This is a genomic window from Sphingobacterium micropteri (genome assembly GCF_014692515.1).
Classification (GTDB): Bacteria; Bacteroidota; Bacteroidia; order Sphingobacteriales; family Sphingobacteriaceae; genus Sphingobacterium; species Sphingobacterium micropteri.
In genome coordinates, this window is record NZ_JACOIK010000019.1 from 1 (window position 1) to 24,159 (window position 24,159).

Sequence of the window (24,159 nt, forward strand, 5' to 3'; positions counted from 1 at the left end):
GCTGGCTGGAACTGTCATCACTGAAGCGGTCCTTCAGTAAAATCTCTTTCTGTTTTCCTCCTGTTGATTTTGACATCTTTTTCCTCTTTTTTACCGAAAAAGTGTCAAGCTATTCTAGGAATAGACACGCTCTACTGCTGATTAACAAACGTATACGTCTCACCGGCCTTCGTACCAAACTCCACTAGCTTTGTCTCTGGAAGTTTAAAACCTTTCAAATTTGCTTTAGCGGATATCATCGGATCTTTGATCGGATGCACCCGATAGAATGGATTCTGGTTTTCTCCCTCTGCGATGTCCATCATGCGATTACCTTTCAAATTTGTTTCCTGCGCTAAGCGAAGGCGACAGTTTCCGCCTAATGTTGATTTAATGGTCAATGTCTTTAGTTTGCTATCTGCCCAAGTCATGTCAATTTCAAATCCGCCGCGCACTTTCAGACCACTGACGCTGCCATGAGGTAAGGCATCGGGTAAGGCCGGTAGAATGAAAATATTCCCGTCATAAGACTGCACTAGCATTTCCGCGATACCAGACGTACAGCCGAAATTCCCATCAATTTGGAAAGGAGGATGTGCATCCAATAAATTTGGATAAGTACCGCCGCTCTGCCCTTTATCTCCCACCGGCGGGCTCAGCTGTTCCTGAATGAGTTTATACGTTTGGTTGCCATCCAATAGACGAGCCCACCAGTTCACTTTCCAGCCCATGGACCATCCGGTCGACTTATCGCCACGGTAGATCAATGAATTGACGGCTGCTTCTGTCAAATCTGGGTTGCGGAAAGGCGATATCTGCCCGGCCGGATATAACCCATACAAGTGAGAGATGTGCCGGTGCTGGTCAGTCGTTTTATCTAAATCCTCCAACCATTCTTGTAGCTGCGTATGCTGTCCAATCTGCATAGGAGGCAAACGATCCAATGCAGCTTTAACGGAGTCCGCCAGCGGTGTATCTACAGCTAATATTTTTGCGGCATCGATAAAGTTATGGAACACATCAAAGATCAATTGATTATCCATCGTGGTACCGGCTGACACGCCGACACTACCCGGCAGATACGAGTTTTCCGGTGACATCGAGGGGCTGACGACCAGCCATTTTCCGGAACGGTCTTCGTGCAGAATATCGAGGTAGAACAGTGCTTTCCCTTTCAGTATAGCATAATGTTTCTGCAAAAAGGATGTTTGTCCGTTGTACAGGTAATGCTGCCATAGATGTTGGCTCAGCCAAGCACCTCCCATTGGCCACATGCCGTAATAACCGCCATCCACAACGCCAGTAATACGCCATAGATCCGTATTATGGTGCATGTTCCATCCACGGGCGTGATACATTTCCCGCGCGCTTTCCTGCCCGGTGAGCGAAAGATCTTCCAGCATAGAAAATAATGGTTCGTGCATTTCGGAGAGGTTTGTCACTTCGGCAGGCCAGTAATTCATCTCGGTGTTGATGTTGACCGTATACTTACTGTCCCATGGCGGAGATAGCTTCTCATTCCATATACCCTGTAGGTTCGCTGGCTGACCACCGGGCTGCGAGGAGCTGATCAGCAGGTATCGCCCAAATTGAAAATACAAAGATACTAAAGCCGGGTCGTGTGCGGTTGCAAACTCTTGTACGCGTACATCGGTTGTCTTATTAGCCTGTGCCGAGGTACCCAGATCGAGATGGACACGGTTAAAAAAGCTTTGGTATTTTTTGCTGTGGTTAGCCAGTGCCTTATCGTACTTTACGCGTAATGCCTTGTCCAATATGGTTTGTGCCCGTTTGGACGGATCTCCACTTAAATCGTTATACCGGTTGAAATTGGTGCCGATAGAAATATACAAAATCACCTCGTCCGCATCTTTGACATCAAAACTATTCCCGTTTACAATCAGCTGTCCTCCTTTTAGGACCGGACGCACCATACCCTCAAAGTTTACTTTCCCTGTTTTGCTATCCACTGATCCACTGGTGCCCGAAAGGTTCAACTGTTTTTCTGTTGCGGTTAGCGCGTGTACTTTATGAGGAGTGCTGAGCCCGATGGAAAACGAAAGGGCATTTTTCTTGGAGGAAGTTAAGCGAACGATGATAACATCGTCCGTAAAGGAAGCAAACACTTCTCGATTATATTGAACACCGTCCACCTTATACGATGTGCGTGCTACCGCATCTTGAATATCGAGCTCGCGATAGAAATCTCGGAATGTGTCGTGTCCTGGAAAATTTAGCCAAAGACTTCCAAAGGTCTGATAGGGCATCCCATAATCTAAACCATCGGGTGCTTGTCGTGGGAAGGTCGCATTCGAAAGATCCTGTGCTTCCTTGGCTTTACCTTCTGCCAGCAGTTTTCGGATCGCTACAATCTTGTCATACGTGTTTTTGGGAACGTTATTACCCGGTTCACCCGCCCATATCGTTTCTTCGTTAAGCTGTATTTGCTCCTTCGCTGGATTTCCAAAAACCATGGCACCTAGCCGACTGTTTCCAATCGGCAGGGCTTCGTTCCAATCGGCAGCAGGTTTATCATATATCAGTTTTAGCTCCTGTTGTGCGTGCAACAGTGTCCACGGAGCGAATAGTACCGTGGCCATCAATAAAATCGTCTTTAGCATATTTTTATTCCTCATTGTTTCTGTTTTTAATTAAGTTGCACCGCTTCTTTATTTGCACCATGATGGAAACTCATACCACTTTTATCAATCGGGGTGTTATTAATCACAATATTAGACGAATTAGAACCATGTACTTCAACGGTATGTGGTTGCTTCTTATCGAATTGTAGCCCTTTAAATACAAGGTTTTTTGCACTTTCGATATACAATAAAGGTGTTTCCGTTTGCGTATTTAGCATCGCATTTTCTATCGTAATATGCTGTGCATCTTTTATTTCAATTCCTTTATTCACGGTCAGGTTTAAATTCTTCATGTGGATATGTTGTACGGGCATTTCTGGTAGCCCACGAACGAAAACACCTACCTTAGCTCCGTTGCAATGGATGTTTTCGATGAATATATTTCTGATTTGTGGGGTCTCTACGGTTACGGGCGGAATCTCCTGGACTTCATTTGCTTCTGGTGGTTTGGTCCAGTAGTACATATCGAAGAAAATGGCTTCGTCAACAATATTTGACATGTTTATATCACGGATATGAATATTCTCTACGATACCACCGCGACCACGTGTGGTCTTGAAACGTATCCCTTTGTCAGTTCCCATGAACGTACAATCCTCGACAAAAATATCTCGCGCTCCTCCAGACATCTCGCTGCCTACGACAAATCCTCCGTGGCCTAAATATACTTTATTGCGGCGAATGATCACTTTCTCTGTAGCAATTCCCCTTTTACGGCCTTCTTCGTCCTTCCCTGATTTGATACAGATTGCATCATCACCCACATCTAAAATACAATCTTCAACGAGTACGTTGGAGCAGGATTCGATATCGATGCCATCTCCGTTTTGGGCATAGTCGGGATTTTTGATCTTAACATCCCGGATGGTGATATGCTGGCTCATCAGCGGATGTAGGTTCCATGCCGGCGAGTTCTGTAAGGTAACACCTTCGAGTAATACCTTTTCACATTGGGTTAAAACAAGTAAATTGGGGCGTAGGTAGTCCTTAATATCTTCAAAATCTGCCAAGGTTTTCCCTTCGCCCAATAAAACGGACCGTTTTTCCACATGGGCCAGCTTCGTTTTAGCGGATGGAAACCAAGTTTTACCGTCGTCACTGACCAGTCCGCCGGAGGCAACTTTGTCTCGCCATTCTCTTTCGGTTAATGCAATCTTTCCTACCATGCGCCAGGCGTCACCGTTGCCGTCGATTGTACCGCGACCGGTAATAGCGATGTTTTTCAGGTTTTTGCCGCTGATCGGCGATTGATTACGAGCAGATGGTTTACCTTCGTAATTTCCCTCTACAATTTGATACTGATCAAAATCTGCCGTGAACTGTAAGAAGGCGTTGTCGTCTAAATGTAGGTTCACGTTGCTCTGTAATTCCAGTGGTCCGGAAAGCCAGTATCCAGCGGGGATTAAAACGACACCACCGCCGTTTTTGCTCGAGGCGATAAGCGCTTCTTGAATACTGTGGGTATTGAGCGTGTGACCATCGCCCTTAGCGCCGAATTGTTGTATGTCGATGGTATCTTTCGGAAATTCCGGTTGTATAACTTGCGGTAGATTGTCCCAATGATAGGGACTTGTGGTGGACTGTGCCTGCGCGTGATGGATGCCGCTTAGCATACATAAAACAGTGGCTCTGAGCAAAAAAATCTTCTTTGTGCGGTTAAAAATCATATTCGTTCTTTAAAAATTACAGTTCCTATACTGATTGATGAATGTTTTATCTAGGTGTCGTTTACCCATCAATTATCAGCTATTACCAAATTTATATCATCGGCGATAAAGTTGGGGTGCTTGTCTCCGATTACTTTATCATAACTGAAGTTAGCAGCTTGCTCATCGTTTAGCTGCCTAGACCATGAAACGCGGGTATCTATGCTAGCGCCTGCACCGGTAGATTTGTATTCGGCATAAAACGCTGTTTTTTCATTATCGGGATTCCCCCAATTATGCCACCCGGGTTGCTGTATGTGCTTATCCATAGCGCATTCGATGAATATAACCTTTGCATTCGGACGCCAGGGCCTACCGAGGTAGACGGAATTGCTGGCGATCTCCGGGCGGGCCGTAAGGGTACAATGATGAAACACATACCCATAAGCCTGCGCTTCGGGAGTAGATGCAGCCGTGATATAACCATTTCGGGTACTCTCCAGCTGGCAATTGTCAAAAAAAGCCGTAGACCCTCCAAAAATAAAATCGACAGAGCCTTCTATAAAACAATCTTTTAGATATTGATAAGTGCCATTGCCAGCATACCACGTATCCTGATGACCTAAAAATCGGCAATTCCGAAACGCAGATTGGCTTCCGTTGATGTTAATCGCCAATGCCTGTCCGGCACTTATCCCGGCGGTGTTTTCAAAGGTTATATTTTCGGCCACGAAGTTATTGCCCTGTACAAAGAATGAGGCAGATCCGCTTGTGCCATACTCCGATCCATCTGGTTTTAGTCGGCTGGCGTAATTGTCATACGTTAAAACGGTAGTTACTTCGTTTTCTCCGACCACGTATATATAGTCTTTATTCCTCGGCACGGTGACGACCTCTTTATACGTGCCTTTTTTTATATAGATGTAGTAATATGCTGTCCTATTATTTGGTGCGGCATTAATCGCGTCTTGCAAGGATGTGAAATCCCCGGTGCCATCTGCCGCGACAACGGCATCTGCGTTGATCGTTTTGTCCTCTTCTTCTATCGGCGTAGTTTCATCCGTTGTTTCCGGACTTTTAGAACAGGATATCAAGATAGGATAAACGGCTATTAGTAGGATAGAGCATAGCATAGAGATATGCGGCATATAATTTTTTATTTTCGATATGGAGATCATACTGTATTTATTTTCTATTTACGATACTGTTGATGTATACTTCGATATTGTCATAAGCTGTACTAAGATCACGTCCATTGGCGTTTGGCTTATGAGGATCAAGGTTATGGGCAATCTCCCAATCGTCCGGTATGCCGTCACCATCCGAATCTTTTGGAGCAGGCTCTGATTTTAGCTCGGGCCAACCCCCTACATCGTTTGGACTGTCGATAATCCCAAACCGGCTATTTTGATCGCCGCTGGAACCATGGACAGTATATGTTTTATTTCGTACGTCATTTACAATACGGAGATCAACAGCGTCTCTTTTTAAACTAGCTCCGGCGTGCTCCAAAACTTTTTCGTAAGCTTCTTGCGCCGTATGGGTTTCGATATTGCTTTGATTGTCATGAGGAATATCAATGCGCATCGCCGCTTTATCTGCTGCCGAGACTTCGCCATAGCTGTGATGGAACTGATTGTACACACCGTAGGTCCAGTTATCGCTTGTCACTTCCGGTTCGCCCTCGAAATAGTTTCCTGCGATATAATATTTTCCCCATATATCATACATGGGCTCATTGGGGTTCTTGCTTTTATCAATTGAATAAACCCGTGTCTTTGCGCGTGTGGCAGGACCCGGTTTATAGTAATTATTGACCAGATTGATATGCATGCCCTCACCGCCGTAGGCACTGTTGCCGGCCCAATTATAGATCACATTATTTCGATAGTCTACAAGTGAGCGTTTAGCAATATCTGTTCCGCCACGTTCTCCAAAACGAGGATTGCGACTATCGTGATGTGCCAGCAAATTGTGGTGAAAGGTAGCCTTTATCCCACCAAATATGCCCCCATACCCGTGTGCGCCTTTATCATGCGCAGAAACCCGCAAACTCTCCGAGATAATGCACCATTGCATGGTGAAGTTTTCATTGCTATAAAAAGATACACATTCGTCGGTAGACCAGCTCATCGAACAATGATCGATAATGATATTTTTTTGTTCGAACCCGCCCAGAGCATCGGCCTCTACATTTTTTTCATCGCCCATTCGGAAGCGCATATAACGTATGATAACATTCTCGGTGGAAACGACCACCGGATAATTTTTAATGGTAATACCATCTCCTGGAGCCGTCTGCCCAGCTAGCGTAATATGAGGGTTGCGGATGTTTAACTGCGATTGTAATTCTATGGTGCCAGAGACCTCGAAAACAATTATTCGTGCTCCCGAAGCGCTTACAGCAGCGCGTAAGCTGCCCAGACCCGCGTCGTTCAGGTTGGTGACTTTGATAACCTTTCCACCACGGCCACCGGTTACTTTTTGTCCAAAGCCCTCTGCTCCTGGAAAAGCTAATGCTTCTTCCACAACGGGCGTTGGTACGTTATCGTCGTCACTACCGCCACCGCTACCATCCTCAACCACACCGCTACCTTTGCTACAGAAAGTAAACCCGATTAAGGATAAAATTGCCAACGGCATAAATAAATTATAATACATTTTTTTTATGTCCATAAATAAGCTGTTTAGATCTTAAACTCGTTATCGAGTTCAAAGAAAATATGCCTACAGGAAAGCGATTCCCTGTAGGCGCATATATTTGTTTACTACTCAATCCACCGCGGATCGCCAGCTGTTCCACGACCGCCAAACCCGTTGTTTGGTTTAATCCTAAAATCGCCGGCATCTGGATCGACAAAAAGATCGGTAGCGCTACCGCTGAAAAGCGTAATATCTGCAAATCCACGAGAATCCCTCTCTATTTCAAACTCATTCGTCCGATAGCTACCAGCGAAGGATACAGGGAGAGAAAAATCTCCATGGTTATAGCTGGTCGCATTCAGCTTCGCACCGCTGTTTGTACCAGAAATAATATTGTTGCCCGCCAACAGTTCTAGCGGTAACCTATTTGTATCAAAACGTAACAACTGGCTCATGGCAGCGTTCTGATTGTAAAACGTACAGTTTTGTACAACAATCTTTTTCACTGCTACCCTCACATCCATGAGCTGGGTAGCAAGATCCGTTAGCGTGCTGTTGGTAAACTTGATAGAATCGACAACGGCCTCACTTCCTCCCACATTCACGACTCCCCAACCGCCATTTTTATGAATTCTGCAATTATCAAACCTGATTTGTCCTACATTGACGGCATTATTCAAGCGTACCACGCCGTTGCCAAAGCCTTGTATATAACAGTTGGTGAACCAGTAGCCTGTAGCCCGCATACCTGCCTGATCGGAAGTGATGAGGAAAGAGCTTCCGCTAATAGCATGAAGATCCACATTCTCAAAAATAACCCTACTGTACTGTGTGTCAGATAATTTGAAAGAACTGATTTGCAGTACTGGATTCTTCCCGTTGGCATTCGCCGTCCCGGTTACGCTGACATTGATAACGCCCGACGGTAATGTTACGGCACCCAGATTATACGGTTGATCTCCCGAGAAATTTAAAATAATCTCTCGTTTCCCTGCTGCCAGTGCAGCGGCAACCAAGGCCGGGATATCATCTCCTGGAGAGACCGGAATGATCTCGCCTCCAGATATACCGGAGGTTACGAGAACCCGAGTACCTCTTAAAACATCGTTGTTAAAAATGGAAACCGCATAGAGTTTACCGGGTTGAAGGTCGGTAATGGTAGCAACGCCTGCTGTTTTATGGGAAGCTGTCAAATCTACCCGTTTTACTTCGGCATCGTCGTTTATCGGATCGGTGATTACAATGTGAGTCACATTGTCGGTCGCCGGCCAGTGCATCGTAATTCGGTCTAAGGATATATCGGCACCCGAAAACAATTGCTCTGCCATGGTTTTAAAAAACAATTCTACATATCCCGACTCTTGGCCGGTCTCTGTATTGATTCCTTTCATGCGTACAGAGTAAGGAGATGTTCCGTCTAAATCCTCGAATATCGTGCGGTACACTACCCGTGTTGGCGTGGTAGAAGGTGCAAAAGGCGTTAAGGTATCCGCTAGGATTTCTACCGTTTTGACAATTTCGTTAAACTCTAAGCTATCTTTGCTGAACTCAAAAATATATTTGTTGGCAGATACGGTTTGGGTATAGCCGATCTCTACATCGGTAGCCCCGATGTTGGTTGTTTCGAAACTTAGCGATCGAAAAAGTCCCGCATAGGAAGGGTCGACATCCCAATCGTTTACTTTCTTCTCGCAGCTTGACATAGCTAGTGCCGTTGCAACTAGCGTAATCATATTTATTAAAATCTTTCTCATGATTGTTTCCCCTAATGCATTAATATCCATATGAATTTTCTAAATAACCTCTTGACTCACGGATATCGTCCACATAGATGGCAAACGGATAGCGATAATTACATACGCCGTTCCCCATTTTATATTGTCGCAGTAAATTCTGGATTTCGGTGCCATACGTCAGTGTAGATAGAAATTCCGAATAGTCGTATGAAACCATCAGACCTGTTCCTGCCAATAATGTTCTTACGGGCCACATCGTGTAATTATAGGTACGGCCCTGCTCTACAGTGGCTGGTTTTTCGGCTGCTTTTGTAAACCAAGAGACAGACTGCCAATCCCCTCCTGGATTAGCGGGAAGATCGCCATAATAGTTTAATGAGCTTTGATCTATGTACTCTGCGTTCCGGAATCTGTAGTAGACGGTTTTGGGGAAATCCGAAGGTTGATAGGTTTTATCAAATATGGTAACAGGCCGTGTATTATCGTACATGAGACAAAGAGCTTTTTTCATGTCTTCGATTTTCTGATATAGTAATCCCCAACGTACCAAGTCTTGTTTTCGGATTGATTCTCCTCCAAACTCCCAAGCCCGCTCGTTAATAACCGCATTTAGGAAGTTGGGATCATATTGGCTTATCTTCGCCGATCCGGCGCCGAAAGCCCTCTCACGTACCTTTTCTAGGGCTTGGCGTGCGGATATGCCGGCAGCTTCGTGTACCGCATCTGGGTTTTCTAATTGGCTCAACGCTTCGGCATACATCAGGTAGACGTCCGAATAGCGCATCAAAATCCAGTTCACCCCGGTAGCAATCCTTCCGCTAGCGGTTTTATGCATCGCCAAATAGGCATCAGACATCCAATATATCCGCCATTTTCCAAATTTAACATCATAGGGATTAGTGCTCACATTTTCCTTGTTATCTGCACCGTATCCAATCCAGGTCAACGTTACATCGCGGCGCTGATCTTCGCGGTCGAATGAGTAAAAATAGTAGGCTGTAGAGGTGACATAGCTACCGCCGAAGCCCCTCGATCCGTATTTAGATCCGCCTGCGACCGCGTAGCCCATTAACGAGCCGATATCACCGTTTTGCCCCATACCGAAGGCAACTTCGAAAAGATTTTCATTAAAGCTGTTTAATTGACCGCCACATACGGTCTCCCATATATGTTGAAAGCTCGGATCTAAGGCGTGCGGATTGTCGGGCGAGCCAATGAGCTCTGCCGTATGCTGAGCAGCAATCTCATAGTAATCACGCCAGTTTTTCGGACGTCCTACGTAGTAACCATTGGTTTCGGGAATGGTGGGGTGTTTTTCCGCGGTGGAGTTTGGAAATAGGCTCGCGTCCCTTAACGACCAGCCTCCGGCAAATAACGCGACTCGTGCCAACAGACCTTTTGCAAAGCCTTTGGTGATACGCTCTACGGTGCCGTATTCGCCAGTAGCACCTTTATAGGGTAGGTATGACTGCGCTTCGTTTAGATCCTGCACGAGATAGTGGTAAATGGTATCTTTGTCTGACTTTCCGGAATATACGTTGGAAAGATCGGATTTAGAAGCTTCTTTTTTATAGGGTGCATCGCCCCAATAGCGAGCAATCTCAAAGAAGGCCAATGATTTGAGCGTAAGTGCTTCTCCCAATAACGGTTTCATGGTTGCGGCATCGCTTTCTAATATGGGTGAGTTACGGATGCCATCTACGACAGCCGTGGACATCTCGGCAAATTCATAAAGGCGCTGCCAGCGGGTGGTTTGATTGTTGGCATCACCAAAAAAGTTGCCGGCACCATAATCACTGGTCGGTTGGACATAGTTGGTCTCGCTAAAGCTACCATTAGATTCCGTATCCGATACGCCTTGCCAATTGACGGCAAGCTTCTGACCGTATATATACGCGTCTGTCATCCGCCCATAAAGCCCCATAACGGCTGCTTTTGCCATTGAGCTGGTGTTGAATACGGTCTCTGGGCTCAACGAAGAAGGTGATTCTGTTTCTAAATACTTCTCACAAGCGGTGAAAAACGTGACGAACACGACAGAAATTATTCCTATTATCTTTTTCATTTTCATCATCTCTTAAAATGTAACATTTAATCCAAACAACACTTTTTTAGATTTCGGATATGCTGAATATCCTACACCGGGCGTTAATGCATTCCGTTGGGTGTCTACTTCGGGATCCTGTCCGGTGTATTTTGTCCACACGTGTAGGTTATATCCCGCAACGTATACCCGTAGGTTTTGCATGAGCAAACGGTTGGCGATATGAGCAGGCAAGGTGTAGCCTAGGGTTAGATTGCTCAGTCGTAAGAACGAACCATCTTCGATAGCCCAATCGGTCAAGATACGTGCATTGGCTGCCATGGGATTCCACATGGTCTTTCCTTCGTTTAATGCCCGGAACATCTCGGGATTCGCTTCGTTTCCAAACATGATGTTGTATCCCGTAGCTGGGTCGATGGTGGTGAAACGCTCCGATAGGCGCATATCTGAACTCAGGTTTTGGTAGCGTTTCGAACCCTCGAAAGCGGTGAAATCAATTTTGTCTGCATTATAGATGTTGTTTCCGTAAGACCAGTTGAACATCGCCGCCAAGTCAAAATTTTTGTAACTGCTATTCAACATAAAACCGCCGGTATGTTTAGGCTGTGCCCTACCGATAACCACCCGATCATCGTCTGGATTGACAACGGTTCCCTCTCCTTCTACTTTTTTTAGTTTGATATGACCCGGCCCAAAATAATTGCCCGAGCGTGACATGACGTGGGAAGCGTCTACCACACCATCGTTCAGTATCCACTTATTTTGATCCCCATCAAAATGGAAATCATCAAAAGTATAATAACCATCTGAAAGAAATCCGTACATCAGCCCGACAGGTTGGCCTACTATAGCTCGGAAATCATCCCGCCCAAAATCCAACCATGCCGAAGCAGGTGTATTCATCTCGTCCAATCCATCTAGAAGCGCTCGGATTTTATTTCGGTTAAACGAGATATTGAAGTCAGCCGATAAACGAAAATCTTTTTTCTCCATTAACACGGCCGAGGCGGAAAACTCTAATCCCTTATTGGAAGTGCTACCGATGTTTTGGTATTGATTTGCATATCCGGAGCTGGAAGGAAGAGGAACTTGAAGAATTAGATCGTTTGTAATATTATTATACGCATCGATGGTGACATTGAACCGGTTGTTCAAGAAGCTTAGGTCTAAACCGATATTGGTAGAGACTGTGCTTTCCCAAGTCAAGTTTTCATTTTTGAGCGTGTTTTTTGTACGTAATGCACTCTGTGGTGTTTCACCGATGTAATACAGCTGATTACCTCCGGTGACGAAGCCATATTCCTGTCTCCAATATGAACCCACTCTAGCGTTGCCCACCGCTCCACGGCTTAAGCGTAATTTTGCATCAGAAAGCCATGCACGCGTATTCTCCATAAAAGCTTCGTCGGACAAACGCCAGGCGAAAGCGGCGCCGGGAAAGAAGCCCCATCGGTTGCCGGGTGCAAAAACGTTCTTGCCATCTACTCTTCCGGTTAGCGTTAAGATATACCGATCACGGAAGGTATAGTTGGCCCGAGAAAAGAAGGAGGAAGTCCGGGATGGCTCACCAATGGTGGTATAGGTCGGTTGCGGTGTACCGTAATTCCACATCGCTAATACATCTTGGGGCGTGAAGTCTTCGGGATAGAACTTGGACTCCACTAACATATCGTTCCGTTGGCTGTTCGTGAACTCCTGCCCACCTACGATGGTGAAGCGATGTTGATCTTCTTGTAGATTGAAATCATACGTCAGTACGTTTTGTATAGAATACAAGGTTCCTTTTTTATCTTCTCTACGGGCCACGGGCTGTCCGCCGTTAGAGCTTGACTGCCCTGTGCCACGCACCCAGATATTATCCGTAAAATCTTTGTTATACCCAAAGGATCCTTTGGTACTAAAGCTTAACCCATCGATAATTTTCCAGTTGAAACCGGCATTAAACGTGAGGTTAAAACGATTTTGATCTTTATATTCGTTTTCCACATTCACGACAGGATCTCGCAAAGAACTTAAAGCTTCTGGCGAGGTGATATCTTCTGCACCGCCAAGGGCATCCTCGGTCAACGAGGCTAAACTACGTACCGGCGCGTATTTAACGGCTTCCCGGAGTTTTCGTCCATCAGATATACTGGGGCCCTGTATCTCGGTGTTGGACATACGGGAATTGAACTCGAAGGATAATTTAGGGCTGATTTTCTTATTTAGTTTGGCACTGACATAATCACGCTGATAGGCAGAGTTTAGCATAATATAGTCCTCATCGTCCCGGGTATAATTGATATTATACGTTAAGCTGCCATCTTGGTCGCCCCCGCTGAGTCCAACATTGTAATTCTGCTGTATACCGGTATTGCCATAAAGTCGGTCCTGCCAGTTGATACCCGCTTTGGATTTGTAGATATCCAAGTCTTCCCACAGCCCGTACATGGAATTGAAACTGTTGTTAGCTGAAGTTGAAGGATCAAGTTCCCGTTGCCAATAGACATATTCGTAAGGGGACAATACTTCTGTAAGGTTGTAGACATTACTTACACCTAAATACGAACTTAATGTGATCTTAGGCGAGCCTCCTTTACCGGACTTGGTCGTGATCAAAACTACACCGTTAGCTCCCTCTGACCCATAGATAGCAGTTGATGCGGCATCTTTCAATACGTCGATCGTTTCGATGTCGGTCATGGGAATGTCGTTGATATTGGCAACCCGGAAGCCATCCACGATATATAGCGGAGAGTTATCTTGCGTGATGGAGTTCCCTCCGCGAACACGGACCTTTATATCGGCATCCGGAGACCCTTCGGTAACGGTGACATGCACGCCAGGCATCCTTCCTGCAATAGCTTGGAGAACAGAGGTGGTGGGGAGATCTTTCAGCTTTTCTGCGTTAATGGAGGCTACGGATCCGGTTAAATCTTTTCGTCGGGCTGTTCCGTAACCGATCGCAACGACTTCTTCAAGACTAGTAGAGCTATCTTGTAACACCACGTCGATTTTAGCACGTTTGTTTACACTGATTTCTTGCGGAGCTTTTCCCACGAAAGAAAAGACCAATGTAGCATCATCCGGGACGCCCTTAATGGCGTATGAACCGTCGGGCTCTGTTGCTACATCTTTAGCGAATCCTTTTACGCTTACTCTAACTCCAGCAATAGGAACACCTTGTGCATCTCTTACAGTTCCCGATACATCTATAGTCGTCTGTATTTTTCCGTTCCAGGCAACGATAAGATTTTTCTCCGACACGGCTGTTGGATAGAAGGATCGCATGCTTTCCTCTCCCAAGGCTCCTTGGGATACGGCAGTAAGCATCAGGAATGTAAAGCTGGATTTACATGAGGGTAATTTAATTTTCTTCATATAAATATGGTTTATAAAAGTTTGTGCTTATGATTGATTATCGTCACTTCCATAGAAATGACAATCCAAATGTATTGGGAACACGCCTTGGAGAGGTCTAAAAATTAGTAAAATTGGTTCAAAAATTAATAACTGCGCCGGGAACTAGGTTTCTGATGCGTTTTTAGAAAACTCTTTAGGAGAAACACCGTACTTTTCCTTAAAGCAGGTGCTAAAGTACTTTGGATTATTAAAGCCCACCATATAGGCTACTTGGGAGATATTCTCCAAGTTATCATTTAACAGCTGGTGAGCGCGTTGTAACCGCATATCCCGGACAAACTCGACAGGAGTGAGTTTGGTTAGGCTTTTGAATTTTTTATAAAATGTGCTTCTCCCTAGGTTCAGGTGATCGGCAACCATATCAATATTAAATTCAGGGTCGGACATTTTTTCCTCCACCGTTTTGACGACTCTTTGTAGAAACTGTTCATCCATATCCGTGATGATCACATCTGTGGGTTTTAGCAGGACTTCTCGTTTTTCTACTAGCGCTTCGAAAAACTGTGTACGTCTTTTCAAAAGATTCTCTATGGAACTTATAAGAAACTCGATATGAAAGGGTTTCGTGATATAATAGTCAGCTCCATAGCGCATTCCTTCTATCTGGCTTTCAATGGCATGTTTGGCCGAGAGTAATACGATCGGTATGTGACATATCGTGACGTTATCCCGAATTTTGCCTAGCATCGTAATCCCGTCCATGTGGGGCATCATGATATCACTGATAATTAGGTCCGGCATGTGCTCTTTAGCCAGTTTTAGGCCAATCCAACCATCTTCTGCTGTGAGGACTTCGTAATACCTTTTTAATTGTTGACTTAAAAAACGTACTAAATCTTCGTTATCCTCAACAATTAACACCAATGGCTTTTCTGTTTTTTCGCCCGTTTCTTTCGGAAGAGCTACAGCGGGTATGGATACGTCTGCAACAGACGTCGACCGAGACTCGGGGAGGGTATTATGGGTTTTATCTTGTTTTTTTGGTAGTGTTACGCTGATGGTAAGGCCTCGGTCCACATTGTTATGGGCCTCAATATGGCCTTGGTGTAGGTTGACTAACTCTTTGGTCAGAGCAAGCCCTATACCACTGCCCTTTCCATGCACCTTCGATGTCGGAGCATCAATGTAAAAGAGCTCGAAAATACTTTTTAGGCTATCATCACTTACGCCCGTGCCTTGATCGACAATACGGACGATGATCTGATTTTGTTTATCATAAACCGTTACGGCAATTGTGGTATCATCGGGCGAGTACTTAAATGCATTTGATAGGATATTAAAAAAAATCGTCTCGAGCTGGTCGCGGTCTGCGTCTATACCCAACGTATCGTTGGGTGCCTGATAGGTCAACAGCATAGACCGTTCTTTTGCTAACGGCTGGAAACTCGCGACAACTTCTCCGAGCACTGCGATGACGTCTATATGCTGCAACGAAAGCTTGAATTTATTTTCCTGTACTTTTCGTAGGTCGAGCAACTGATTGATAAACGATTCCATGCGGATGGCATTCCTCTGTATCATACCTACATATTGCTGGTTTTCGTCCGAAAGACTATTATCGTTTAATAATTGCTTTACGGGGCTCAAAATAAGGGTTAGCGGTGTACGGAGTTCGTGCGATACATTCGTAAAAAAAGTCATTTTAAGTGTTGCAACCCGTTTTTCTATCTCAATCCGATTTTTCAACGACAGCATCGTGGACAAAATGCGCCAGCCTAGGACCAATCCCGATAGACCCAGAATGATGTACAAGGTGTATGCCCACCAGGTTTGCCACCAAGGAGAAGAAACGATGATCGCCAAACTTTTATAAGGAGCAGTTTCATATAGATCGCTATGTCCTTTTACTTCCAACAGATAATTGCCGGGTTTGAGGTTCGTAAAGGTTATCCGGTTCAGGTGTTGGTTGCTGTGCCAAGTTGTGTCCAACCCAATAAGCCGGTACAGATAAGTGTGTCGGCTGTGTCTATAGTCTATGATTGTGAAATCTAAACTGATGTTGTTCTGGTCGTGGTTTAGGATAAGTTGATCTGTATACTGCACGTGAAATTCCTGCCCGTTGATTTTAGGGTTGGGCGTCATCTCTTTATTATTGACCCATAGGTGACTAAATACCAAGGTAGTATTTCCCCTTCCCGCTGAAAAAGTGGTCGGTGATATATCAATAACCCCTTTGTTCGTACCCCAGATAATTTCTCCAAAGGCAGTTTTTATCACAGTTTTCTCTGCAAAAGAGAACCTGGCCCGATCGTAGAAAGAATCAAAAGTGAAAAAATATCCTATCTTGGTATCGTACTTGGAAAGACCGCCTTCCGTAGCAAACCACAGGTCGCCGTTAGCATCTTCAATACCGCTTAATACATAGTCGTTGCTTAACCCTTTCTGTGTGGAAAGATTTTCAATCTCCAATCTCCCAAATGGGTCGCCAATGGCACGAGATATTCCCCCGCCCGAGGTACATATCCACATTTCATTATTGGAGCGCCGGAGGATATATTGAAGATCATTTGCTTCTATATTTGCCGTCGGAAGACGATTGTCTTTAAATGTGCGAAACTCGCCTTTCCGATCATATACTACTAATCCGAAGGTGGTTGCAATCCATATGTTTCCCACTTTATCCGTGCAGAGATGTCTGACCTTGTCAAAGCTCCCTTCAGGATACGCCTCATTATCAAACGGGGTGGGTCGAAAATCAATCCTATTAGACTTTTGAATGACCTGCACTAACCCGGCACCAAAAGTTCCGAGCCAAACATCGCCGTCTTCATCCAATAAAAGGGAATAGATCTGATTAATGGGCAGGTTGCTGTTGTTTTGACGAAAGTTTTGAACCCGATAGCTATTTCCGTTATCCTCAGACGAAGCGACATACACCCCGTGATTCTTTGTTGCCATCCATATATTGCCTTTATGGTCTTCCAATAGAGAATAAAGGCCGCTAAAACCGTCTTTAGGTATATTGACGATGGGAGCAGTTTTATACGCTTCTCCTTCTTTTACAACCAATGTGCCGCCCTTGGTACCTATCCATATCCGTCCTTTGCGGTCGTATAATAAACTACGAACTTCCGGGTCGCCTCCCTTTGTCAATATCTCCGCCAGATTCCCTTTGCTTAAAGCGGCGTCTCGAACTTGTAATTTAATCAGCCCCTTCTCCTCTGAACATAACCAAATGATCCCGTCGTCATAAAAAAAAGAGTAGATCTGTTGGGGAAAAGCAAGATGATTTCCGAAATCGTCGCTATTTTTGGTGATTAACGCTTCCTTTTCTGCGTTATAGTAACCAAATCCCCCACCTTTCAGCGTTATCCATAGCAGGCCTTGACGGTCTTCGAAACACTGAAAAGGTACGTTGGATTCGTAACGCCCAAAGGTGGATCGAAGGTGTTTGGTCTGGTCTAGCTCTCGGTTCCACAAAATAGCACCGGCGTAGTAGGGCTCTAGCCACAGGTTTCCTTTTCTATCTTCGTAGATTCTTTTGATTTCTTCGTTGAACTGTTTTATGAGAACGAGGTGACTTCCATAGATGTCATAAGTAAACAACTTCCCTTTGGTGCTAGATATATAGAGTTGGTTCTTATCGTTAGAAAGTAGAATATGAAGAGTTCCTGGTTCAGAAACCACTATCTTTTTTAAACTGTGGGTCTGTTTATTGTAAATAAGCAGTATGCCATTCGTTGTTGAAAAGTAAATTTGGTTTTCGTCTTCCCGGGCTTCAATCACATTTAATCCTATAGTCTCTTTCTGAATGTATTCGTTGGAGCTTAATCCGGTTTCCTGACCGTCTGATAAAGTTGATAGACCCTGTTGCGCACCAACCCAGATATGTTTTGCGCTATCCTGATGCAAAAAGTTAATCTGGTTGGAAATCAATTTTACGGGAGACTGTTGGGTAGAGTCGATGTGTACGAAATCTAGATGTTGACTGTTTAAACCAATACATTGATATAGTCCATCGTCGGCAGAGGCCAGATATAGTAGCTCTTCATTAATTTTGAAGATTTTATTGATGATAATCTGTCGGTTAAACTTTTTTGTCAAAATCGACGAAACCGAAGTGAATCGTTCCCTCTTTTTATCAAAGAAATATACCTGCGCATCGTACGTCCGTATCCATAGCAATTGTCCAACGGTTTCTTCCAGCTGTACAATACGTTCACTATCTAAGTAAGGTTTGTTATTAGATGTTGACTTATAGGTTTTAAAATGTTTACCATCAAACCGGTTGAGACCATTCCATGTTCCGAGCCAAAGAAAACCATCGCAATCTTTCACAACGGCGGTAATGGTGCCGTGAGAGATTCCATCCTCGCCCGAATAGTGTTCTATCTTACAATTTATTTGCGCTTTTAGGTGAGGGATAGAGATATAGAAGATTGCGAGTAGAAAAAGCAATAGCCTTGTAGGGGCCAATAAAAATCGACTTGATTTAACTCCATGCTTGACAGCTTTCCCCAAGTGTTGTTTCATCGCATCTACTATCGCCGCGTTAAAAATTATTTATTCCATCACACTGAATCCCACAGTTTGCAAATTACCTCTCACAGCCCTTTCATAGCGTCGAAAACTAACTGGGCAACAGCCTTTCCTCCGGCAACCTGGAAATGGGTATTGTCCTTCTGGCCATCAGGATAAGCCTCAAAGCGACCAGCGGGAAAATTCATAAAGTAATGCTGTGTCACATAATCCTGCCCTTTTTCAGTGAAATAGGCCATGGAAAGTTCGTTTAGATCAATCAACTTGACATCCATTTCGATAGCCACGTCCTTCACAGCCTGGGGATACGCACCGTGCACATTGTGTAATTTGCCTTCTTTCCAAGGATAGTTGCGTGCTACTGGGGTAAGCAGAATAGGGAGTGCCCCTCGTTGGCGGGTCTGATCGATAAATAAGCGAAGGAACTCTTTATATCCTTGAATATCTACGTACCTTTCCGGCTTATTCACAGCGCCGTCATTGTGTCCAAACTGCATCATCACCACGTCTCCCTTTTGAAGATTTTTATATATGGCGGCCCACCGCCCTTCCTGAAAAAACGTGCGCGTACTTCGCCCACCTTTGGCCCGATCGTCAACTTTTACTTGTTTCACGTTGCCAAGGAGATGTTCCACGTGCTTTAAGCTGTCCTTGGCAAAGAAGGGCTGAAACACTTGCCCCCAGCCCACCAAAGGATAACGCTTGCTGTCGTAATCGTCTTCCAACGAATAATCAGCCACGGTTGAATCGCCGATGAGGTAGATGGTCGTTACCCTTTGATAAGAGAACGAAGCGAGTATAACAGACAGTACTCCAATAACGAACGTTAGACAATATTTGTGCATAAGATATTATTTACAAAGGTTTCCAACCATTTAGAACTTTTTCTTTGCTATATTTTTTTACGGACGATTTCTTTAATCGATGAGACCAAGCCACTCTTTCAGACAGGTCTTTTGCGCCAGGACCACGACTCCCGTATTCCGCATAAAAGGCGGTCTTCTCTTTGTCGGGAAAGTTTTTATCGCCCGGCCAAGGATGCCATCCTTCAGGTGTAATATGTGCCCCCATTTCGGTATGGAGGAATACCGTTTGGGCGTAAGGGCGCCAAGGCCTACCGAGGTAGACCTTATTTACCTGTTCGTCTTTAGCCGTTAAACGACAGGACTCAAATACAAAGCCATAGGCATCTTCGGCTGTAGTAGATGCAGCCGTGATATACGAATTTGACAGGCTTTCGATCTGGCATCGTAGGAAGTAGGCCGTAGCAGCGCCGAAAATAAAGTCAGTAGTACCATTGATAAAGCAATTTTCGAGGTAAACACGCGTTCCCGCTACCGCCAGATAGAGCGTATCTTGATTGCCAAGAATATGGCAGTTACGGATAACGATACGGTCGTCCGCCGTATGAAGTGCGACTGCCTGTCCCACTCTACCGGCCGTATTGGCGACCGTCAGATCCTCCAGCGTGCAGTCGTTGGCATCAATCAGTAGCGTATACGATGTATAGGTGCTGAACTTCGGGTCGCCGGTAACATCGATTCCACGAAATGGTTTGCCCGAATAATCATCATACTGAATGATTGTTCTCGCTGCTCCTTCGCCTTTTAGCGTAATATTACGTTTAAAGGCGGGAATAACCACTTTTTCATTATAAGTACCTGCCTTGATATGGACAACCACCCGTTTCTCGGCGTGGTCCCTCACCTGGTTGATAGCTTCCTGTATTGTCGTAAAATCACCCGAGCCGTCCTGAGCGACGGTTAGCTCAAATCGATTATCCGAAGTTTGCGCCTTTATCCCCAAAGCAAGGAAGGAGATACACAGCGTTAATAACACATGGCGTACATACATATTTTCTTCCCTTTTATTTTACGGCTTCCACTCGGAACCAATCAAACTCTGCATAACCACTGTCGTTGATTTTATTGTCTCTTACAGCGTACAGGCCCAGTGTAGCACCAATCCATTTTCCTGGTTGAGCAGTGAAAGTTTCACCGATCGCCGTATATTTTTTGTCGTCTAAACTATAATACCACTGGCATACCGCACCCTTGTTTACTTTGACGCGCAAGTATACGTATGCTCCTTCCGTTAAATCCGTAATGTCAGTAACCGACTCCCGACCAGAAGTTAATCCCTTTTTGCAGCTGGCATAATGTAAGGTCTGCTTGCCATTGCCTTGCTTGATATAGACCTGGCTGTAATCCTCTCCTACCACCGCAAAGCCCGCACGTTCATTTTCTACCTTTTCGTTACCGATCAACCGCATTTTGGTGGTGGCCATAAATTCCTCTGCTGGAAATTTCTGGGTCAGCACATTCGGGATATCTAATAAATTCTTATAGGTCTCGGGAACTTGTTGTGTATATAACGTCAAATGGCCATGCTTACTCGGCATAAGCCAGGTACCATCCGGGTTGGCTTGCCATTGCCATTGCTTACCCAGTAGCGGCGTATCGAACTCATCCGATTCAGCAGGGGTCTCTATAGGGTAGGTTTTTCCTACATTCGGCTTTTTATGTGTCAATACTGGTTCGCCAGTACCTTTAACATCATTCTCGATACCTATAACAGGCCAGTCATTTACCCATTTCATCGGTTGCAGATGGGCGATACGGCCATAAGCGTCTTTGTCTTGGAAGTGTATGAACCAGTCCTCTCCTGTTTGGGTATCTATCCAAGCCCCTTGATGTGGACCATTGGTGGCTGCGCTTCCCTGATGCATGGCAACATGCCGCTCGTATGGGCCATATATATTTTTGGAACGTAAAACGAGTTGCCATCCGGTAGCAACACCTCCGGCGGGGGCAAACAGATAATAATATCCATTTCGTTTATGCATCTTGGTTCCTTCAATGGTAGGGTCATCTTCATGGCCGTCGTATACAATAACACCTCGATCCAGTACCTTGCTACCGGTTGCATTCAGTCGCGCAATAGCCACGACACTCTTTAGTCCAGCACGACTCCCGGCATAAGCGAAAGACAGATAATTGTTACCATCCTCGTCCCAAAAAGGACAGGGGTCAATTAATCCTTTGCCCTCAAACACCAGAACGGGCGCTGACCAGTCTCCGGCAGGGTCTTTCGTCTTGATCATATAGATGCCGAAATCAGGATCTCCCCAATAAATATAGAATTCGCCTTCATGATAGCGAATAGAGGGAGCCCAGACACCATTTCCATGTTGCACAATGTTGAATACATCTTCTGGGATTTGTCTAGGTAAGGCGTGTGAGACGATTTTCCAGTTTACTAAATCTTTCGAGTGTAATACAGGAAGCCCTGGAGCATGGTTGAAGCTCGAGGCAGTCATATAGAAGTCATCACCTACACGGATCGCATCCGGATCGGAATAATCGGCGTGTAAAATGGGATTTTGGTACTGTCCGTTGCCCAGATCAGCAACCCATACAGATGAAACATAAGGACGCTGCGCGAAAACTGCGGAGCCGGATGATAGCACAAAAGCAAGTGAAAGTATAGAAAATTTATTCATCGTTGTGTGTTTGATTTACGTATTGGTAATCACAAGGATACACATTTCCCGGAAAGATAACAACAAGTAAATGTGCAATCGTTGCCGGTAACGATTGCGTTTAATTTTATGGTTAATTCTAAAAAAATGTGGAAATTGACATGCCAAAAGAAAAGGGATATTACATAATAAACCAAGTAAATATGTGTAAAAAGAATATTTTGCGGTCATTAACTGGGATACTTGTGTTAGGGATGTTGTGCAGCTTTATAATACAGCCTAGGAAAAAGAACGTATGGATGATCGGCGATTCGACGATGGCCATCAAAGCGCCTGACAAATTTCCGGAAACAGGTTGGGGAGTGGCTTTTGCGACAAAATTTAAGGCACATACAGAGGTTCAGAATAGAGCGAGAAATGGCAGAAGCACAAAGTCTTGTATAAATGAAGGTATTTGGAAAGAAGTATACGAAGGCATTCAGCCGGGTGACTATGTTTTTATTCAATTTGGTCACAATGATGAGAAAGTGCATAAGCCGAATACGGGAACAACGATAGAGGAGTATAAAACAAATCTCTCTTTTTTCGTAACGGAGACACGTTCAAAAAAGGGACAACCGATTTTGTTAACACCTATTGCGCGCCGCGCATTTGAGGGAGAGAAGCTAGTGGATACACATGGCGAATACCCGGATGCGGTAAGACAAGTGGCAGACAGCTTAGATGTGCCTCTTATCGACCTCACGACGGAAACCTCCAGTCTCTTAGCTAAATTAGGAGAGGAAGAGTCAATAAGCTTATTTCTGCATCTTCCGGAAGGATACCCCAACTATCCAAAAGGTGCGATTGATAACACGCATCTGAACGAACATGGGGCCGAAACCATTGCCAATCTCGTTGTTCAAGATATGAAACGACAAGGTATACCTCTAGTCAATGATTTAAAAAAGAAAAGATAATAAAATGAAGAAATTAGTTTGCGTGGAGCCGGGCAGATTTGCGTATGAAGATGCAGATATTCCCACTCCAGGAAAAGGAGAATCCCTATTGCGTATCCGGAAAATTGGGATTTGTGGAACGGATATCCATGCATTTGCAGGTCGGCAACCTTTTTTTTCTTATCCACGCGTGTTGGGTCATGAAGTTGCTGCAGATTATGTCGAGGGAGACGCAGCGGGATTTGTGCCGGGCGATAAAGTGACGGTAATTCCTTATTTTACAGAAGGTAAAGACATTGCTTCTCGGATGGGAAAACCCAATTGTACCAATGATATGCGTGTACTGGGGGTTCATATTGACGGTGCGATGGCAGAGTACGTCGTCGTACCGTCGCATGCTTTGCGTAAAGAAGAAGGATTGGATTATGATGATTTAGTGCTTGTAGAACCTTTGTCCATTGGGGCACATGGTATACAACGTGGTGGAATCATTCCGGGAGAATTTGTGCTTGTGATTGGCGCAGGTCCGATCGGTTTAGGGATTATTGCGTTGGCAAATATTGCCGGTGGAAAGGTCATCGCGTTGGATGTTGATGATAATCGCTTAGCGTATGCGAAGACATTAGGCGCTTCTTATTCGGTTTCCGCGCTCGATGCAGATGTGCATACACAATTGGCGACGATCACGAATGAAGATATGCCTACACTCCTATTTGATGCAACCGGTAATACCGGCGCTATCAACAATGCTTTTCAGTATATGGCTCATGGCGCGCGTTATGTTCTTGTTGGGTTGCAAAAAGAAGAGATACATTTTAGCCACCCGGAGTTTCATAAGCGGGAAGGAACATTGATGAGTAGCCGAAACGCTTTGGCGAGTGACTTCGAGTATGTCATGCAGCGCCTGCAAGATAAATCATTAGATGCCGCACAATTTATTACCGGGCGTGTAAGCTTCGCAAATGCTGCGGAACTGTTCAGTGATCCGAGCAAACCTTTGCTTTCGGGTATTAAGACGATCATCGAGTTTAATTAGGTTTTTTACCTAAAGAGCAGGTATATTTCTTTCGCAAACGTTATCGGTAACGTTTGCGTTTTTAATTTTAGGCTAACTCACTGTTAAACTGATTATTAATACCTACATTTAACATCAACCAGTTAAGAGGGAG

General features: G+C 44.8%; 13 protein-coding genes. 2 read left to right on the plus strand and 11 right to left on the minus strand.

The annotated features are described in order from the left end of the window. Positions 1-131: 131 nt before the first annotated feature. From H8B06_RS19760 to H8B06_RS19810, 11 genes are all read right to left on the minus strand, one after another. A complete protein-coding gene (locus tag H8B06_RS19760) occupies positions 132-2,615 on the minus strand; it encodes a glycoside hydrolase family 95 protein (protein WP_190995917.1) in 2,484 nt (827 codons plus the stop codon). Between the two features lie 11 nt (positions 2,616-2,626). Further along, positions 2,627-4,234: a glycoside hydrolase family 28 protein gene (locus H8B06_RS19765; protein ID WP_190995918.1), complete on the minus strand. Its 1,608-nt coding sequence runs from the start codon at positions 4,232-4,234 to the stop codon at positions 2,627-2,629. Between the two features lie 122 nt (positions 4,235-4,356). Beyond that, positions 4,357-5,415: a pectinesterase family protein gene (locus H8B06_RS19770; protein WP_223857811.1), complete on the minus strand. Its 1,059-nt coding sequence runs from the start codon at positions 5,413-5,415 to the stop codon at positions 4,357-4,359. A 37-nt stretch (positions 5,416-5,452) separates the two neighbouring features. Then, the gene (locus H8B06_RS19775) at positions 5,453-6,943 is read right to left on the minus strand and encodes a pectate lyase (protein WP_223857812.1); all 1,491 of its coding nucleotides are present in this window, start codon (positions 6,941-6,943) and stop codon (positions 5,453-5,455) included. Between the two features lie 92 nt (positions 6,944-7,035). Next, positions 7,036-8,664: a DUF5123 domain-containing protein gene (locus H8B06_RS19780; protein ID WP_190995919.1), complete on the minus strand. Its 1,629-nt coding sequence runs from the start codon at positions 8,662-8,664 to the stop codon at positions 7,036-7,038. 19 nt (positions 8,665-8,683) lie between these two features. Continuing rightward, positions 8,684-10,711 (minus strand): RagB/SusD family nutrient uptake outer membrane protein, encoded by a 2,028-nt coding sequence (locus H8B06_RS19785; protein WP_223857813.1) that lies wholly within the window; start codon positions 10,709-10,711, stop codon positions 8,684-8,686. A gap of 12 nt (positions 10,712-10,723) precedes the next feature. After that, positions 10,724-14,050: a SusC/RagA family TonB-linked outer membrane protein gene (locus H8B06_RS19790; protein WP_190995920.1), complete on the minus strand. Its 3,327-nt coding sequence runs from the start codon at positions 14,048-14,050 to the stop codon at positions 10,724-10,726. A gap of 144 nt (positions 14,051-14,194) precedes the next feature. Beyond that, entirely contained in the window at positions 14,195-18,565 is a 4,371-nt protein-coding gene (locus H8B06_RS19795) for a hybrid sensor histidine kinase/response regulator transcription factor (RefSeq protein WP_190995921.1), read from the minus strand. A gap of 71 nt (positions 18,566-18,636) precedes the next feature. Next, positions 18,637-19,416 carry a rhamnogalacturonan acetylesterase gene (locus H8B06_RS19800; RefSeq protein ID WP_190995922.1) on the minus strand — a complete coding sequence of 260 codons (780 nt, stop codon included), beginning with the start codon at positions 19,414-19,416 and terminating at the stop codon, positions 18,637-18,639. Positions 19,417-19,426: 10 nt separating this feature from the next. Further along, the gene (locus H8B06_RS19805; RefSeq protein ID WP_190995923.1) at positions 19,427-20,425 is read right to left on the minus strand and encodes a pectinesterase family protein; all 999 of its coding nucleotides are present in this window, start codon (positions 20,423-20,425) and stop codon (positions 19,427-19,429) included. A 13-nt stretch (positions 20,426-20,438) separates the two neighbouring features. Next, complete coding sequence (locus tag H8B06_RS19810; RefSeq protein ID WP_190995924.1) at positions 20,439-22,073, minus strand: glycoside hydrolase family 43 protein; 1,635 nt, start codon at positions 22,071-22,073, stop codon at positions 20,439-20,441. 278 nt (positions 22,074-22,351) lie between these two features. On the opposite strand from H8B06_RS19810, the gene H8B06_RS19815 reads away from it, so the two are divergent. Beyond that, positions 22,352-23,011, plus strand: a complete 660-nt coding sequence (locus tag H8B06_RS19815; RefSeq protein ID WP_223857814.1) for a rhamnogalacturonan acetylesterase — start codon at positions 22,352-22,354, stop codon at positions 23,009-23,011. A gap of 4 nt (positions 23,012-23,015) precedes the next feature. After that, entirely contained in the window at positions 23,016-24,026 is a 1,011-nt protein-coding gene (locus tag H8B06_RS19820) for a zinc-binding alcohol dehydrogenase family protein (protein WP_190995926.1), read from the plus strand. The last annotated feature ends 133 nt before the right edge of the window (positions 24,027-24,159 follow it).